The organism is Variovorax sp. 10L426, assembly GCF_056395305.1.
On the sequence record NZ_JBFTJF010000022.1, the window covers coordinates 24,791 to 41,485 of the forward strand.

A 16,695-nucleotide genomic window follows, 5' to 3' on the forward strand; every position below is an offset into this window, starting at 1 on the left:
AGATGCAAGCCCCATGGCAGCTCATGGCAGCCCCGCCGCGCCTCCACGCCGGGGGCGCCGGGCCCCGCTTCAGAGTTCGAACTGCGGCTGCAATTCGCGGATGCGCTTCATCGCAACGCCCGCTGCCGCGGTCCGTGTCTCGACGCCCAGCTTGACATACACGCGTTCCAGGTGCTTCTTGGCGGTCGCCGGGCTGCTGCCCAAAATCTCACCGATGTCCTTGTTGGTCTTGCCCTTGACCACCCAATAGAGCACCTCGGCCTCGCGCGTGGTGAGCTTCAGGCTCAGGCTCATGGCCTCGATCACCGAGGTGTCGGACACCTCGCGCATGATGATCAGCCAGTCGTCGCCGTCGTCGTCGTGGCCAGTCTGCTGATGCAGGCGCAGGTCGAGGCGGGTAGGGCCTTGTTCGATCGACAGCACAGGCGGCTCGATCTGCCGCTGCGACGCGTCGGGCAGATGCCGTTGCAGCCATTCGAGCACCACGGGCGGCGTCATCGGCGCGCTGGTGCCGCAATAGCGCAGCAGCAGGTCGCGCGCCAGCACGGTCTGCCAGATCAGCTTGCCGTCAGGCATGCGCACGGTGATGCTCGCGTAGCCGAAGGCATCGAGCGCATTGCGCGCCTGCCCTGCCTGCTGCGCTTCCTGCCGCGCGCGGCGGGCGCCCTGCAGATGCACATTCATCCGCGCCAGCACTTCCTTGGGCTTGATGGGCTTGGTCACGTAGTCCACGCCACCGGCTTCCAGGGCGGCAACGAGATGCTCGGTCTCGGTCAGCCCGGTCATGAAGACGATCGGAATGTGCGCAGTCGCGGCATCGGCCTTGAGCCTGCGCGCGACCTCGAAGCCGTCGATGCCCGGCATCATCGCGTCGAGCAGCACGATGTCGGGTCGCGCCTGAGCGGCACGCTGCAGCGCCTGCTCCCCGTTGGTCGCGACGAGCACGGTGTAGCCCGATTCATCGAGCGCATCGTGCAGCACGGCGAGGTTGTCCGGCACGTCGTCGACGATGAGAACGAGATCGCTGTTGCCCGCGAAATCGCGTGCGGACGTGCTCATGGACTGCTCCCCACGGGGAGAGAACACATCTTGTCGAACTGGAATTGCCGCGCCAGGGCGCGTTGGGCGGCGGTCCATGCCACGCATTCGGGATGGGCCGCATCGATGTCGTCGAGCTGATTCATGATTCCGCGAAAGTAGCCCAGGCTCACCGCTTCCTCGAGTGCGCGCAGCCTGTCGGGCGAAGGCATCGTGGCCGCGGCCGCGGGTTGTGAAGGCGGCTCCGCGGCCACGGCGCTGTCTGTCCACCGAAGTTCGAGCCGCCGCTCCAGCCAGTCGAGCAACTCGCTGTGCCGAACCGGCTTGACGAAGAAGTCCTCGGGCGTGATGCCGACGTCGTTGTCCAACCGCTTGTCGAAGGCGTTGGCCGACACGATGGCGACAGCCGCGTGCGCCAGCCCCAGCGCATGCGAACGGCGGATGGTCTCCCAGCCGTCGATACCGGGCATGGCAAGGTCGATGAACATCGCGTCGGGCCGCCAGCCCGCCGCGATCAGGTCGAGCGCATCGTGGCCGCTCGCCGCGGTGCGCAATTCGAAGCCGAGCGGCGCAAGCACTTGCGCGAGCAGCTCGCGGTCGGCTTCCTCGTTGTCGACGACCATCAAGCGCCGGCGTCGGCCTTCGTAGCCACGCCGAGCGCGCGGCGCCGGCACGCGGCGCACGTGCTGCCCGGGCGGTAACGCGTGCACGTGCGGCAGGAAGAGGCGCAACCGGAACACCGAACCCGCGCCGGGGGTGCTCTGCACCGTCATCTCGCCGCCCATCAGGTCGATCAGCATCTTCGCGATCGTGAGTCCGAGCCCCGCGCCGGGCGCTGCCGATCCGGCAGTGCTGCCACGCGCGAAGGGCTCGAAGATGCGGCCCAGCTCTTCGGCCGACATGCCCGGCCCCGTATCCTCGATCTCGATCGCGGCGAATTCGCGTGCGTACCGAAGGCGCAGCGTGACCTGTCCCGTCATCGTGAACTTGATGGCATTGCCCAGCAGGTTGATGAGGATTTGCCGCACGCGCTTTTCATCGGCGCGCACCAGTTCCGGCAACGCGCCCGTGGTCTCGAAGCGAAACGCCAGGCCTTTTTCGACCGCCTGCAACTCGAACATGTCGGCCAGTTCGCTCATCACTTGGGCAAACTGCATCGGCTTCGCGTGCAGCGTGAGCTTGCCGGCCTCGATGTGCGCGATGTCGAGCGTTCCTTCGATCAGCGACAACAGATGCTCGCCGCCGCGCTTGATCACCGCGACGGCCTGCCGGCGATGCGGCGGCACGGCGGCGTCCTCGCCCATCAGTTGCGCATAGCCCAGGATGCTGTTGAGCGGCGTACGCAGCTCGTGGCTGATGGCGCTGATGTAACGGCTCTTGGCCTGGTTGGCCTGGTCGGCCGTCTGTTTGGCGGCCTGCAGCGCGCGGTCGGTTTCGCGGTGAAGCTCGATCTCGCGCACCAGCAGGTGCGTCTGGCGGTTCGATTCTTCCTGCGCGACCTTGCGGCTCTGCTGCGCGAGCACGAGCCACCAGGCCACGATGCCGGAGATCAGCATGAGTGCCATGTAGGCCTTGAGAAAACCGGAACGCAGCGATGCAAGCTCCATATCGAGCATTGGGCCGTTCAGCGCACCCTCGCTGAGCGCGCGCAGTTCCTGCTGATAGAGCACGCCGAAGACCGCCGCGAGCAGCGGCACGACGATCAGCATCAGCAGCAGGAAATGGCCGAGTCCGGTGTCGAGATAGGGCCACACCCGGCGCGGCAACAGCCAGCGCAACGCGCCGGACCATTGGGCCGACAGGCTCGCCTGAGGCTTGCACAAGTCGCCGCAGCGCGCATCGAGCGTGCAGCACAGCGAGCAGATCGGACCTTGGTAGGCCGGGCAGTGCGCCATGTCCGGCCCCTCGTATTCGCGCTCGCAGATGGCGCAGCGTTGCACGGCAAGGCGCCGATAACTGCCGGCATCGGACTCGACGCGCGCCCAGCGCACTGCCGAGCGACGCGCGGACGGCACGAACGGCGCGGCGCCGCCTTCGTCGGAGATTCGCGCGATGTAGTACTTGCCGCGTGTCGCCCAGGCAATGACCGGCGACGCGACAAAGGCCGTGCCCAGCGCGATCAATGCCGAGAAAGCCTGCGCCAGCGGCCCGAACACGCCCAGATGCGCCGTGATCGACACCGCCGAAGCCAGCGCCATCGCGCCGACGCCGACCGGATTGATGTCCCACAGGTGCGCGCGCTTGAACTCGATGCCCGGCGGCGAGAGCCCCAGCGGCTTGTTGATGACCAGGTCGGCCACCACCGCCATCATCCAGGCGATGGCAATGTTGGCGTAGAGACCGAGCACGTCGCCCAGGGCCTCGAACACGTTCATCTCCATCAGCATGAAAGCGATGAGCGCGTTGAACACCACCCACACGACGCGGCCCGGATGGCTGTGCGTGACGCGGGAGAAGAAGTTGCTCCACGCCAGCGAGCCCGCGTAGGCGTTGGTGACGTTGATCTTGAGCTGCGAGATCACGACGAAGATGGCCGTCGCCAGCACTGCCCAGCCGTAGTTCGGGAACACGTATTCGTACGCGGCGAGGTACATCTGGTTCGGGTCGATCGCGCGCTCGGGCGGCACCATGTGGCTGATCGCGAGGTAGGCGAGCAGCGCGCCGCCGAGCATCTTGAGCACTCCGAGCACGACCCAGCCCGGCCCACCGACCAGCACGCCGGCCCACCAGCGCCGGCGATTGGCTGCCGAGCGCGCCGGCATGAATCGCAGGTAGTCGGCCTGTTCGCCCATCTGCGTGATCAGTGCGATTCCCACGGTCAGCGCGGCACCGAACAGGTGCAGATCGAATCCGCTCGACGTCGACCTGACACCGACATAGTGCGCAATGCCCGAAAACGCACCAGGATCGCGCGCCAGCACATAGACGAATGGCACGACCAGCATCAGCAGCCAGATCGGCTGCGTCCACACCTGCAACCGACTGATCGCGGAGATGCCGTGCGTCACAAGCGGGATCACCACCAGCGCACAGACCAGGTAGCCCCAGACCGGTGGCACGCCCAGCGCAAGCTCCAGCGCATAGGCCATGACTGCGGCTTCAAGCGCGAAGAAGATGAAGGTGAACGACGCGTAGATCAGCGACGTCAGCGTCGAGCCGATGTAGCCGAAGCCGGCACCGCGCGTGAGCAGATCCATGTCAACGCCGTAGCGCGCCGCATAGACGCTGATCGGCAGACCCGCAAGGAAGATGATGAGCCCCGTGCCCAGGATGGCCCAGAAGGCATTGACGAATCCGTACTGCACCAGCAGCGTGGCGCCGACCGCCTCCAGGATCAGGAACGAGGCCGCGCCGCCGAAAGCCGTGCTCGCCACGCGCCATTCCGCCATGCGGCGAAAGCGCTGCGGCGTGAAGCGCAGTGCGTAGTCTTCGAGGGTTTCGCTGGCGACCCAGCTGTTGTAGTCGCGCCGGACCTTGACGATGCGCTGCGGTGCTTCGTCGCTCGGGGCGGGGGGAACGGCGGTGGAGTCCACGCGTCAACGGTGCACCTTTCATGCCCGCACGTGGCCGCGCACACCGGGAGGCACGACTGTTGCAACGCACATTGCTTGCCCATAATGACTCGCCCCTAGACGCCAACCCTCGCACCCATGGAACTGACACCGCGCGAAAAAGACAAGCTGCTGATCTTCACGGCGGCCCTGCTGGCCGAACGTCGCCGCGCCCGCGGGCTGAAGCTCAATTACCCCGAGGCTGTCGCGCTGATCTCGGCGGCGGTGATGGAAGGTGCACGCGACGGCAAGAGCGTTGCATCGCTCATGAGCGAGGGGCGCACGGTGCTGACCCGCGCCGATGTGATGGAAGGGGTTCCGGAAATGATCCCGGACATCCAGGTGGAGGCCACCTTCCCCGACGGCACCAAACTCGTCACGGTGCACCAACCCATACTATGACTCGCCCCCAGGTTGGCTCACTTCGTGTAGCCGCCCACCCCCTACCAGGGGCAACACCGGCGGCCCGGCAGAGCCGGTTCCGCGGTGTTTCCGGGACTGAATAACAAACCAAGGACTTGTCCATGCGTCTTTCTCGATTTGCACCTGCACTTGCTTTGCTCGCAGCATTGCCCTTGGCCGCCAGCGCCCACACCGGGGTCGATGGTGGGCTTCATCACGGACTCTTCACCGGCTTTCTTCATCCGCTGACCGGTGCGGACCATCTGGCCGCGATGGTGGCGGTGGGACTCTGGAGCGCGCTCACCGCGCGTCGTGCGTGGCCTGATCTGCTGTGGGCACCCTTGGGTTTCGCCGCGATGCTGCTGATCGGCGCGCTGGCGGGCCTCTATGGTTTGCGGCTTCCAGCCGTCGAGCCGATGATTGCCGCGTCGCTGCTGGTGATCGGTCTGCTGGTCGTCACGCAACGGCGCCTTCCCGGGTTGGCTGCTGCGATGCTCGTCGGGGTGTTCGCCGTCTTCCACGGCGTGGCACACGGGCAGGAACTGGCGGGCGAATCCGGTGCCGCGCTGACGCTGGCTGGCATGCTCGCCGCGACCGTGCTGTTGCACATCGCCGGTATCGCCATCGGCTGGTCGCTGCGCAACGGTCACCGCTGGCTGCCTCGTCTTGCGGGCGCCGCCGTGGCGGCATTCGGCGTCGCGCTGCTCGGCGGGCTTGCCTGAGGCATTTCGATGATTCCTGGCGAACTCATCACCGACGAGGGCGATCACGTCCTCAACCCTGGACGCCGCACGCTGACGCTGGTCGTCAAGAACACCGCGGATCGGCCGATTCAGGTCGGCTCGCACTACCACTTCGCCGAGACCAACGGCGCGTTGGGCTTCGACCGCGAAGCCGCGCGCGGCATGCGATTGAACATCGCATCGGGCACGGCCGTGCGTTTCGAGCCCGGACAGCAACGCACCGTCGAACTGGTGGATTTCTCGGGTGACCGCGTGATCTACGGGTTTCGCGGCCTCGTGCAAGGAAAGCTCTGAACATGGCAACCATCGGGCGCCGCGCCTACGCAGAAATCTTCGGCCCTACCGTGGGCGACCGCATCCGCCTCGCCGACACCGATCTCGTGATCGAAGTCGAAGAGGACTACACGCTGCATGCCGGCGGCTACGGCGAGGAGGTCAAGTTCGGCGGCGGCAAGACCATCCGCGACGGCATGGCGCAAGGCCAGCGCACCCGCGCCGAAGGCTCGGTCGACACGGTGATGACCAATGCGCTCATCCTCGATCACTGGGGCATCGTGAAGGCGGACATCGGCCTGAAGGACGGTCGCATCGTCGCCATCGGCAAGGCGGGCAATCCCGACGTGCAGCCGGGCGTGGATATCGTCATCGGCGCGGGCACCGAGGTGATCAGCTGCGAAGGCAACATCGTCACCGCCGGCGGCATCGACAGTCACATCCATTTCATCTGCCCGCAGCAAATCGAGGAAGCGCTGGCCTCGGGCGTGACCACCATGCTCGGCGGCGGCACCGGGCCCGCCACCGGCACCTTCGCGACGACCGCGACACCGGGGCCTTGGCACATCGAGCGCATGCTCCAGGCTGCAGACGCATTCCCGATGAACCTCGGCTTCCTCGGCAAGGGCAACGCGAGCCTGCCGGCGGCGCTGCACGAGCAGATCGACGCGGGCGTCATCGGCCTCAAGCTGCACGAGGACTGGGGCACAACCCCGGCCGCGATCAGCAACTGCCTCGACGTGGCCGACGCCACCGACACGCAGGTGGCGATCCACAGCGACACACTCAACGAATCGGGCTTCGTCGAGAACACCATCGCGGCCGTGAAGGGCCGCGCGATCTGCGCCTTCCACACCGAAGGCGCGGGCGGCGGCCATGCGCCCGACATCCTGCGCGTGGTGGGCGAGGCGAACTTCCTGCCCTCGTCGACCAACCCGACGATGCCCTACACCGTGAACACGCTCGACGAGCACGTCGACATGCTCATGGTCTGCCATCACCTCGATGCGGGCATCGCCGAGGACCTTGCCTTTGCCGAAAGCCGCATCCGCAAGGAAACCATCGCGGCGGAGGACATCCTGCACGACATGGGCGCCATCAGCATGTTCAGCTCCGACAGCCAGGCGATGGGCCGGGTCGGCGAGGTCGTCATCCGCTGCTGGCAGACGGCCCACAAGATGAAGGCGCAGCGCGGCAAGCTGCCGGAAGACCCGGCGCGCAGCGACAACTTCCGCGCCAAGCGCTACGTGGCCAAGTACACGATCAACCCTGCCATTGCACACGGCATCGCGCACGAGGTGGGCAGCATCGAAGTCGGCAAATGGGCCGACCTGGTCGTGTGGAAGCCGGCCTTCTTCGGCGTCAAGCCCTTCGCGATCCTCAAGGGCGGCACCATCGCCATGGCCGCGATGGGCGACCCGAACGCATCGATCCCGACACCGCAGCCCGTGCACTACCGCCCGATGTTCGGCGCCTTCGGCGGATCGCTCGCGAAAAGCTCGCTGACCTTCGTTTCGCAGGCAGGACTCGCAGCGGACATCGGACGCCGCTACGGTCTTGCGAAGAACCTGAGCGCGGTGAAGAACATCCGCGGCGTGCGCAAGCAGCACATGGTGCACAACGCCTATACCCCTGCGATGGAGATCGATGCCCAGACCTACGCTGTGCGTGCCGACGGGCAGTTGCTGACCTGCGATCCGGCGGTTTCGTTGCCGATGACGCAGCGGTACTTTCTGTTTTAGTTCTGATCTAAAGCATCACTGTCAGCCAAGGCCCGCAACACGCCCGAACGCTTGCGCATGATCTCGCGTCCGACTTTCATCTGTTGATTGAACTCGGGAGGTGGGCTCGACAATGAAATACCACCAGGAGCTTCGGTAAGAAACACAAAGTCGCCAGCTTTCCAATTGAGACGTACGACCAACTCGGCGGGCAAAACAACGCCCACGGAGTCTTCGTCGAACTGAGTGAGTTTCAAAATAGTCATTGCTCTACAGCCTCTCTCGGGACGTGCCATTATCGAGCGGCCTCAATGAGAGGCCTTCTACCGATTCCCATGCTCACCGCCAACAAACTCATGCCCCAGGGCGGCGGCCTCGCGCCCGTCCTGCTGAAGCGCGCCGCCACCGTCGAACTCGACTGGGACGTCCGCCAGAAAAGCCGTTTCGACACCACCGATTCGCAGGGTCGCCAGATCGGCGTCTTCCTGCCGCGCGGCACCGCAGTGCGCGGCGGCGACGTGCTGGTCGCGGAAGATGGCTCGCTCATCAAGGTGATCGCGGCGCCGCAGCCCGTGCTGGTCATCACGCATTGCAGCGAGCACGGCACGCCTTTCGACTTGCTGCGGGCCGCCTACCACCTCGGCAACCGGCATGTGCCGATCGAACTCAAGCCCGACCACCTGAAGATCGAGCCCGACCATGTGCTGGCCGGCATGCTGCGATCGATGCACTTGATCGTGCGCGAAGCCGCGGAAGCCTTCGAGCCCGAAGGCGGCGCGTATGGATCGCACGGCCATTCGCACGGTGCCGGCCCCGTCGGGCCGGTGCTGCATCCAGATGCGTACGCGGGTTCGCACGATCACGATCATGCGCACGATCATGACCACGACCATTCCCACGGCCACTCTCACTGATGGATGACGCGCCAGCCGCCCTCCCCGCTTCGAGCCTGCTTCAGCTGATCTGGCTGGCATCGCCCGCGCTCCCTGTCGGCGGCTTCTCCTACTCCGAAGGGTTGGAAGCGGCCATCGAATGGGCCGGCATCGGCACCGAGCAGGCCGCCGCCGACTGGCTGGTCGACCAGTTGCACCTGAGCCTGGCGCGCGCCGATCTGGCTGTCGTGGCCGAGGCGATCGGGGCATGGCGAAGCGGCGACTTGCCGCGCATCCATTCGCTCAACGACTGGGTCTTCCATACGCGCGAGTCCGCGGAATTCCTGCTGCAGACCGAGCAGATGGGCCGTTCCTTCGTCGAGTGGCTGAAGCTGCACCACGCCGATGCCGCCGACGTCTTCAACACCTTGCCGGCCAGCTACCCGATCGCCTTCGCCTTCGCGGCGAGTCGCACCGACGCGGCCGCGCGCGACGCCTGCCTGGCCTTCGCCTTCGGCTGGGCCGAGAACATGGTCGCTGCCGCGGTCAAGGCCGTGCCGCTCGGCCAGAGCGCGGGGCAGCGCATGCTCGCCCGGCTGGCCGCGGAAATCCCCACGGCGGTCGCGCATGCGAGCGTGCTGGAGGATGATGACCGCCAGGCCTTTTCCCCCATGCTTGCCGTGCTGTCGGCCCGCCACGAAACCCAGTACTCGCGTCTTTTCAGAAGCTAAGCCTGTTCAAGCACCATGTCCTCCGCCCTCCACCACATCGCCCACCGCACCAAGAGACTGCCGCCGCTTCGCGTGGGCATCGGCGGCCCGGTCGGCTCCGGCAAGACCACGCTGCTCGAGATGCTCTGCAAGGCGATGCGCGACAAGTACGACCTCATCGCCATCACCAACGACATCTACACGAAGGAAGACCAGCGCCTGCTGACGGTCGCCGGCGCGCTGCCGGCCGAACGCATCATGGGTGTGGAAACAGGCGGCTGCCCGCACACCGCCATTCGCGAGGATGCATCGATCAATCTCGAGGCGATCGACCGGATGCTCGACCAGTTTCCGGATGCCGACGTGGTGTTCGTCGAATCAGGCGGCGACAACCTCGCAGCGACCTTCAGCCCCGAACTGTCCGATCTCACGATCTACGTGATCGACGTGGCGGCGGGCGAGAAGATCCCTCGCAAGGGCGGTCCCGGCATCACCAAGAGCGACCTCTTCGTGATCAACAAGACCGATCTGGCGCCCTATGTCGGTGCGGATCTCGGTGTGATGGAAGCCGACACGAAGCGCATGCGCAAGCAGCGCCCCTTCGTGATGACGAACCTGAAAACGCATGCCGGCTTGGCCGAAGTGGTGTCGTTCATCGAGGAACGCGGCATGCTCACCCACACCTGAGCGATACCAAGCCCATTCGCGAAACACCGCGGAACCGGCTTTGCCGGGCCGCTGGTGTTGCCCCCGGCAGGGGGTGGGCGGCTACACGAAGTGAGCCAACCTGGGGGCGAGTCAAAGCTCGCTGGCGTCCTTGAGTTGTCTGGCCTTGTAGACCAGGCGGACGCTGGCGTGCCGCGGATCGCTGGTGCGCTGGGCATAGACGTCCATATCGCCGCTCACCCAAGCCGCGTAGGCACTGCCGGGATCGTTCGAGCTCAGTTCGGGGCCATAGCTGCCGCGGCCCCACGCGACGATTTCGGCGAAGGCGGCTGCACCCAGGTCGGGCAATGCGTCCGCCGCCGCCACCCATTCGACCCGCCGCAACTCGCCGCCGGCGAAGAAAAAGACAGGCTCGAAGACGACGCCCGCAAATTTTGTCGGCGTCGCATGCCAAGTGCCGGCGAGTCCGCCCGCCAGACGCTGGGGCCGCTGCACGCGTTCCAGATCCGGCAGCGCCGCATGGAGTTCTTCGGCCGACATCCCGAACCGCACGCCGGCCGGCAGCGCTTGGGCGTGCAGCGCGGTGACCGCAAGGAGAAGGGTCGAGGCGAGCAGCGTGCGGATTGGTTTCATGGGTCGGATGGCGAGCGGCGAGGCAAAGGCGAATTGTGACCAACCCGACAAGCGAACTTGGGTCGGCCTGCCGCGCCGATTGGCATCGATTTGTGACGACAGCCGTGAAATGGTCCGCAATTTGCTCGGGGGCATAGCACTTCGGACCTATATTCCGAGCACTGTTAACACCGGATACTGATTGAAACGAATTCTGACATTCGAGATCACCATGGCCTCCGAAGCGATCTTCATCCCCGCAGCTGGCACAGTCCAGTTCGCCATTTACCCGGACGGATACGACGGCGCACGCATCATTGCCCGGATTGACGAGGAAGCGCTCCACACCCGCTTCCACGCACGGGAAGGCGAGGATTCGGAACTGGTGGAAGCCTACGCCCGCAACGCCGATTCGATCGACGCGCTGGCCACGGCGCGCTACCGGGAAAATCCGACCGTCGCCATCTGCCTGCACAGCAACGACTTCTGACCTGAGGGCGGAAGCGCCGTCGCTCACGCCATCAGGGCTTTCACCTTGCCGCTCGTGAAGGGCACGCTGCGCAGGCGCACGCCGGTGGCATCGAACACCGCGTTCGCCAGCGCGGCCGGCACCGGGCTGGAAGCGGCTTCGCCCGCGCCGAGCGGCGGATCGTCACGGCGGTCGATCAGGGCAATCTCCAGGCGCGGCACCGCCGTGAAGCGCAACAGCGGATAGCTGGCCCAGTCGACGCTCGTGACGCGCGAGCGGTCGAAGGTGGTCTCCTCATACAAGGTGCGCGACAGCGTCTGCAGGATGTTTCCCTCGACCTGCGCACGCACCGTATCGGGGTTGATCATCAGGCCGCAATCGTGCGCGCAGCACACGCGGCGCACCGAGATGTTGCCCGTCGAGCGATCGACCTCCACCTCCATCGCCATGGCCACGAAAGTCTCGTTGTTCTTGTAGTGGACGTACGCCATGCCGCGTCCCACGGCCACATTGCCCTGCGCCGAAGATGAGGCCGGCGACGGCCTGGGCTTCCAGCCGATCATCTGCCCGACGCGCCGGATCACCTCCGCGCCACGCGGGTTCGACACATCCCGAAGCCGATAGGCCAACGGATCCACGTGCGCCTTGGCCGCGAGTTCGTCGACGAAGCTTTCCACGGCGAAACAGTTCGCCACCTTGCCCGGCGCGCGGATGTTCGAGGGCCGCAATGGCGCCGGCCCCAACCAGTGCGCGGAGACCTTCACCGCATTCGCGGAGTAAGGCGGATCGCCGTTCTGCGACACGAGACCCACGGACTGACCCACCGGCTGTCGGATACCCGCGGCCAGCGGAGACAGCAGCGGAATCCATTCCAGGTTGGCCGTGGCGCGCGGCACCCACATCTCGGTCTCCCAGGCATCGATGCGACCGTCGGGCATCTGCGTGGCCTTGAGTTCGAGCAACTGGGGCGGGCCCTTGGGATCCCAGCCGAGTTCGTCCTGCCGGCTCCACTGCACGCGCACGGGCTTTTCGACCGCCTTGGACAGCAGCACCGCATCCGCGGCTGCATCGTCGTGCCCGTTCATGCCGTAGCAGCCGGCGCCATCGAGGTAGATGACGCGCAACTTGTCGCGCGGCAGATCGACGAGCCCCGCGAAGACGCTCAGGAAACGATGGCTGGCTTGCGATGCCGTCCAGACCGTGCCGCCGTCGTGCTTGACGTCCGCCACCGCGCAGGACGGGCCGATGGAGCCGTGCGACTGAATGGGCCACGCATAGGTCGCCTTGGCGATGTCCGTCGCATTGCGCAGATCGGCGATGCGCTGTGCATCGCCCTTGGAACTGATTACCTCGTCGGCGACGAAGGGGCCGCTCCGAGCCCATTCGACGAGTGCTTCATGGCCGATGAGCGGCGCGCTATCGCTCCATTCCACCTTGAGTTCGCGCGCGGCGCGCACGGCCGCCCATTCGTCGGGACTGACGACACCGACGAAATCGGCGATGCGCACGACGCGCACGCCCGGCAGACGCGACACCGACGCCTCGTCGACCGCCAGCACCCGCGCACCCACCGAGGGCGGCCGCACAACGCGCCCGTGCAGCATGCCGGGCATGACCAGGTCATGGACGTAGACATGGCGCCCGGTCACCTTCGCAGGCACGTCAGGGCGCGGGAGCGGCTTGCCGACCAGCACGTAATCGGCCGGTCGCTTGAGCGGCGCCTTGGGATTCATCTTGACGTCGAAGGTGCGGCCGCCGACCAGCGCCGCGACTTCCACGCCTCGGCCGTCGGGGGTACGCACCGCGCCGTCGGCCAGCCGGAGCTGATCGGCCGGCACCTGAAGCTTCTGCGACGCCATGGCGACCAGCGCTTCGCGCGCCGTCGCCGCCGCCTGCCGGAGTTCCACGCCGCCGCGCATGATGCCGCTGCTGCCGGCGGTGGGGCCTTGGTTGGGTGTCAGCGCGGTGTCGCCTTCGATCAATTCGATGTGTTCGACCGGCACGCCGAGTTCCTCGCCCACCATCTGCCGCATGGCGATGCGGTGACCTGTGCCCAGATCGACCTTGCCTGAATAGATGACCACCGTGCCGTCGGCGCGCACGGCGAGGAAGGCATCGACCTGGTCGAGCGACAGCGTCCGCTGCCCGGCGGCGGCGCCGGCGGTTTGCGCCAACGCGGAGGTGGCCGGCGCCAGGCCCAAACCCACGACCAGCGCCCCGGCCTGGAGCATGGCGCGCCGCGTCAGCGTGCCGGTACGGGGCTCGTCGATGTGCATCGTGGTCATGACGTCAGGCCCTCGCGGTGCCGGCAGCGCGCTCGACGGCGCGCAGCACCCGGTCGTGGGATCCACATCGGCACAAGTTGCCGGCCAGCGCCTGCTGCGCCTCTTCGCGCGTCGGCCGCGGCACGCGCTTCAGGAGCGCCACCGTGCTCATGACCATGCCGTTGGTGCAGTAGCCGCATTGCGCGGCCTGCTCGGCAATGAAGGCCGCCTGCACCGCATGCGGCTTGTCGGGCGAGCCAAGCCCCTCGGCGGTGATGATGCGCCGCCCCGCCGCATCACCGACCCGCACGGTGCACGAACGCACCGGTGCGTCGTCGAGCAGCACGGTACAGGCGCCGCATTGCCCGAGGCCGCAGCCGAACTTGGTCGCATGGAGGGCCAGGTCGTTGCGCAGGGCATAGAGCAATGGCATGTCCGGGTCCCAGGCCTCCACGTCCCTGGAGGTGCCGTTGACGATCACGGTGATGACAGGCATTCGAAACTCCTTGCATCGGAACCCGGCCAGGGAGGCCGGGCAGATCGACGGCGATGCAGATTGCCACACGGCGCCGAATGCTTCAAGCCGGCTTGACCTTGCAGTCACTTGAGGGTTTCCAATGACGACATGGCAAGAACAACAACCCCGGAAACATCGATCGCCGCCGCTCACCGGACGGACAGCGGCGCGCATGGCCATGTCGCCCACTCAGACTGCTGTTCGGCCGACCACCACGACGTCCCCGAGCCCGCGCAAGACGGGCCGGTCGCCGCCAATACCTTTCGCATTCCAACCATGGATTGCAGCGCGGAAGAATCGGACATTCGCCGCGTCGTCGAACCGATCGCGGGGATTCGCGGACTGCATTTCCAGTTGGGCCAGCGAACGCTGAGGATCGACGGCGCTCCGGGCGCGATTCCACACGCCCTGGCGGCCATTCGAAAGGCTGGCTATGTACCCGAACCGCTTGCGCCACAAGGCTCGGCAGGCGCCGAAGTTGCATTGAACGATGATCACGGGCACAGCGGCGGCTACCTGCGACTCGCCGCCGCCCTCGCGCTGGCGCTCGTGGCCGAAGGTGTCTCCTATTTCGCGCCGGACACCATGCCCTGGAAGGTGGCCGGCATGGCAGTCGCCGTGGCGGCCATCGGCCTGGCCGGCCTCGAAACCTATGCGAAGGGTCTGCAGGCCCTCCGACACGCGAGGCTCAACATCAACGCGCTCATGTCGGTGGCCGTCACAGGCGCCTTCGTCATCGGCCAATGGCCCGAGGCGGCGATGGTGATGGCGCTCTATGCGATTGCAGAATTGATCGAGGCACGCGCGGTGGACCGTGCGCGCAATGCCATCAAGGGCCTCGTCGACCTCGCGCCGAACGATGCCGAGGTGCGGCAGGCCGACGGAAGCTGGGTGCGCATTCCGGCCAGCGACATTCCGCTGGGCGCCGTCGCACGGGTGAAGCCCGGCGAACGCGTTGCGCTGGACGGCATCGTCACGCGCGGCAACAGCAGCATCAACCAGGCGCCCGTCACCGGTGAAAGCATCCCGGTCGACAAGGAGCCGGGCGAGTCGGTCTTCGCGGGCACCATCAACGGAAACGGCGAGATCGAGTTCCGCGTCACGGCGGCCGCCAACGACACGACGCTGGCGCGCATCATCCACGCGGTCGAGGAAGCACAAGGCTCCCGCGCGCCAACGCAGCGTTTCGTGGATCGCTTTGCGGCCGTCTACACGCCGACAGTGTTTGTCCTGGCCGTGGCGGTGGCCGTGCTGCCGCCGCTTTTTCTAGGCTGGGAGTGGCTGGCTGCAATCTACAAGGCGCTGGTTCTGCTGGTGATCGCCTGCCCCTGCGCGCTGGTGATCTCGACGCCGGTCACGGTCGTGAGCGGCCTTGCCTCTGCTGCGCGGCGCGGCATCCTGATCAAGGGCGGCACCTACCTCGAAGAAGCGCGCCGGCTCAGGGCCGTTGCGCTGGACAAGACCGGCACCATCACCGAAGGCAAGCCTCGGTTGGTGGCCTTCCGCTCATGGGGGAACACCGACGGAGCCGTTGCCTTTCAACACGCGAGGAGCCTGGCGGCACGATCCGATCACCCCGTCTCCAAGGCCATCGCGGAAGGCCTGGAGGGCCCCGTCTCCGACGTCGATGCATTCGCCGCGCTGCTGGGGCGCGGCGTCGAGGGCGTGATCCACGGCGAGCGTCTGGTGCTCGGCAACCATCGGCTCATCCGCGAACGCGGCCAAGGCGATCCGGCGCTCGACGCGGCGCTCCTCGCGCACGAGGCCGAAGGACGCACGGTGACCCTCCTCGCGAGCGAGCGCGGCGTGCTCGGACTTTTCGCCGTGGCCGACACCGTCAAGTCCAGCTCCATCGAAGCCATCGCCCAACTCAAGCGCCTCGGCGTGATGCCCGTGATGCTGACCGGCGACAACGAAGCCACGGCGCAGGCGGTGGCACGCGAGGCGGGCATCGGCGATGCGCGCGGTGGGTTGCTGCCGCAAGACAAGCTCGGCGCCATCGATCAGATGCGCGAGCGCTACGGCCCCACCGCGATGACCGGCGACGGCATCAACGACGCGCCGGCGCTGGCCCGCGCCGACATCGGATTCGCCATGGGTGCGGCGGGAACGGACACGGCGATGGAAGCGGCGGACGTCGTGATCATGAACGACGATCTCGGCCGCATCGCGGAGACGATCCGCCTGTCCCGGCGCACGCACACCGTGCTGTGGCAGAACATCGGCCTGGCGCTCGCCATCAAGGCCGTGTTCTTCGTGCTGGCGGTCTTCGGCGGTGCGACGATGTGGATGGCGGTTTTCGCGGACATGGGCGCGAGCCTGCTGGTCGTGGGCAATGGCCTGCGATTGCTGCGACGCGTCGAAGCCTGACGCGACCGCAAACCCCCCAAAAAGAAAACGGCCCCGAGGGGCCGTTTTCTTTGGGACGCAGCCATCGGCTGCGAGAAGAAGAATTTACTTCTTGGCAGCCTTCTCGGCGGGAGCAGCCTTCTTCGCTGCAGGCTTGGCTGCGGCCTTCTCGGCCTTGCGCTTGGCGGCCTTGGGATCGATGGCCGCCTTGAAAGCAGCGCCCGGAACGAACTTCGGCACCTTTTGTGCGGCGATCTTGATCTTGGCACCAGCCTGGGGGTTGAAGCCCGTGCGAGCGGCGCGCGCCACTTGCTTGAAGGTGCCGAAGCCGATGAGCTGGACGGGGTCGCCCTTCTTCACTGCGGCGACGATGGAACCCGTCACTGTTTCCAGGATGCGGGCGGCTTCGGCCTTGCTGACGTTGTGGGCGGTGGCGATCTTTTCGACCAGTTCGATACGGTTCACGAGGTTTTCCTTAGGATTGATTTCGCCATGTTGCCGATGGCGG

General features: G+C 66.5%; 16 protein-coding genes. 9 read left to right on the forward strand and 7 right to left on the reverse strand.

Annotated features, from left to right (window positions below; all coding sequences use genetic code 11):
- Positions 1 to 69: 69 nt before the first annotated feature.
- Together AC1DHL_RS25560 and AC1DHL_RS25565 are read right to left on the reverse strand one after the other, a co-directional pair.
- A complete protein-coding gene (locus tag AC1DHL_RS25560) occupies positions 70 to 1,059 on the reverse strand; it encodes a response regulator (protein WP_478163802.1) in 990 nt (329 codons plus the stop codon).
- Positions 1,056 to 4,571, reverse strand: a complete 3,516-nt coding sequence (locus AC1DHL_RS25565) for a hybrid sensor histidine kinase/response regulator (RefSeq protein ID WP_478163803.1) — start codon at positions 4,569 to 4,571, stop codon at positions 1,056 to 1,058. The genes AC1DHL_RS25560 and AC1DHL_RS25565 overlap by 4 nt, the downstream gene beginning before the upstream one ends.
- Positions 4,572 to 4,688: 117 nt before the next feature.
- Between AC1DHL_RS25565 and AC1DHL_RS25570 the strand changes: the two genes are divergently transcribed.
- From AC1DHL_RS25570 to ureC, 4 genes are all read left to right on the forward strand, one after another.
- Complete coding sequence (locus tag AC1DHL_RS25570; protein ID WP_478103899.1) at positions 4,689 to 4,991, forward strand: urease subunit gamma; 303 nt, start codon at positions 4,689 to 4,691, stop codon at positions 4,989 to 4,991.
- A 122-nt stretch (positions 4,992 to 5,113) separates the two neighbouring features.
- Entirely contained in the window at positions 5,114 to 5,713 is a 600-nt protein-coding gene (locus AC1DHL_RS25575; protein ID WP_478163804.1) for a HupE/UreJ family protein, read from the forward strand.
- A 9-nt stretch (positions 5,714 to 5,722) separates the two neighbouring features.
- Positions 5,723 to 6,028 (forward strand): urease subunit beta, encoded by a 306-nt coding sequence (locus tag AC1DHL_RS25580; RefSeq protein ID WP_478163805.1) that lies wholly within the window; start codon positions 5,723 to 5,725, stop codon positions 6,026 to 6,028.
- Between the two features lie 2 nt (positions 6,029 to 6,030).
- Positions 6,031 to 7,749: an urease subunit alpha gene (gene ureC / locus AC1DHL_RS25585; RefSeq protein ID WP_478163806.1), complete on the forward strand. Its 1,719-nt coding sequence runs from the start codon at positions 6,031 to 6,033 to the stop codon at positions 7,747 to 7,749.
- On the opposite strand, the gene AC1DHL_RS25590 is transcribed toward ureC, so the two are convergent.
- Complete coding sequence (locus tag AC1DHL_RS25590) at positions 7,746 to 7,994, reverse strand: AbrB/MazE/SpoVT family DNA-binding domain-containing protein (RefSeq protein ID WP_478163807.1); 249 nt, start codon at positions 7,992 to 7,994, stop codon at positions 7,746 to 7,748. The genes ureC and AC1DHL_RS25590 overlap by 4 nt on opposite strands.
- Before the next feature lie 69 nt (positions 7,995 to 8,063).
- Here AC1DHL_RS25590 and ureE point away from each other — a divergent pair, with 69 nt between their 5' ends.
- From ureE to ureG, 3 genes are read left to right on the forward strand one after another with little or no spacing between them, the layout of a single operon-like run.
- Positions 8,064 to 8,642 (forward strand): urease accessory protein UreE, encoded by a 579-nt coding sequence (gene ureE, locus AC1DHL_RS25595; RefSeq protein ID WP_478163808.1) that lies wholly within the window; start codon positions 8,064 to 8,066, stop codon positions 8,640 to 8,642.
- Positions 8,642 to 9,331, forward strand: coding sequence for an urease accessory protein UreF (locus tag AC1DHL_RS25600; RefSeq protein WP_478163809.1), 690 nt, complete (start codon positions 8,642 to 8,644; stop codon positions 9,329 to 9,331). The genes ureE and AC1DHL_RS25600 overlap by 1 nt, the downstream gene beginning before the upstream one ends.
- Before the next feature lie 15 nt (positions 9,332 to 9,346).
- Positions 9,347 to 9,997, forward strand: a complete 651-nt coding sequence (gene ureG, locus AC1DHL_RS25605; RefSeq protein WP_478103910.1) for an urease accessory protein UreG — start codon at positions 9,347 to 9,349, stop codon at positions 9,995 to 9,997.
- 111 nt (positions 9,998 to 10,108) lie between these two features.
- Here ureG and AC1DHL_RS25610 read toward each other — a convergent pair whose 3' ends face one another.
- The gene (locus AC1DHL_RS25610; protein ID WP_478103911.1) at positions 10,109 to 10,609 is read right to left on the reverse strand and encodes a hypothetical protein; all 501 of its coding nucleotides are present in this window, start codon (positions 10,607 to 10,609) and stop codon (positions 10,109 to 10,111) included.
- A 181-nt stretch (positions 10,610 to 10,790) separates the two neighbouring features.
- Between AC1DHL_RS25610 and AC1DHL_RS25615 the strand changes: the two genes are divergently transcribed.
- Positions 10,791 to 11,078, forward strand: coding sequence for a hypothetical protein (locus AC1DHL_RS25615; RefSeq protein ID WP_478163810.1), 288 nt, complete (start codon positions 10,791 to 10,793; stop codon positions 11,076 to 11,078).
- Between the two features lie 23 nt (positions 11,079 to 11,101).
- Here the strand turns inward: AC1DHL_RS25615 and AC1DHL_RS25620 are convergent, their stop codons facing one another.
- Positions 11,102 to 13,342, reverse strand: coding sequence for a xanthine dehydrogenase family protein molybdopterin-binding subunit (locus AC1DHL_RS25620; RefSeq protein ID WP_478163811.1), 2,241 nt, complete (start codon positions 13,340 to 13,342; stop codon positions 11,102 to 11,104).
- A gap of 4 nt (positions 13,343 to 13,346) precedes the next feature.
- Positions 13,347 to 13,817, reverse strand: coding sequence for a (2Fe-2S)-binding protein (locus AC1DHL_RS25625; protein ID WP_478103915.1), 471 nt, complete (start codon positions 13,815 to 13,817; stop codon positions 13,347 to 13,349).
- A gap of 129 nt (positions 13,818 to 13,946) precedes the next feature.
- On the opposite strand from AC1DHL_RS25625, the gene AC1DHL_RS25630 reads away from it, so the two are divergent.
- Complete coding sequence (locus tag AC1DHL_RS25630; protein WP_478163812.1) at positions 13,947 to 16,208, forward strand: heavy metal translocating P-type ATPase; 2,262 nt, start codon at positions 13,947 to 13,949, stop codon at positions 16,206 to 16,208.
- A gap of 84 nt (positions 16,209 to 16,292) precedes the next feature.
- Here AC1DHL_RS25630 and AC1DHL_RS25635 read toward each other — a convergent pair whose 3' ends face one another.
- Positions 16,293 to 16,652 carry an HU family DNA-binding protein gene (locus tag AC1DHL_RS25635; protein ID WP_478163813.1) on the reverse strand — a complete coding sequence of 120 codons (360 nt, stop codon included), beginning with the start codon at positions 16,650 to 16,652 and terminating at the stop codon, positions 16,293 to 16,295.
- Between the last annotated feature and the right edge of the window lie 43 nt (positions 16,653 to 16,695).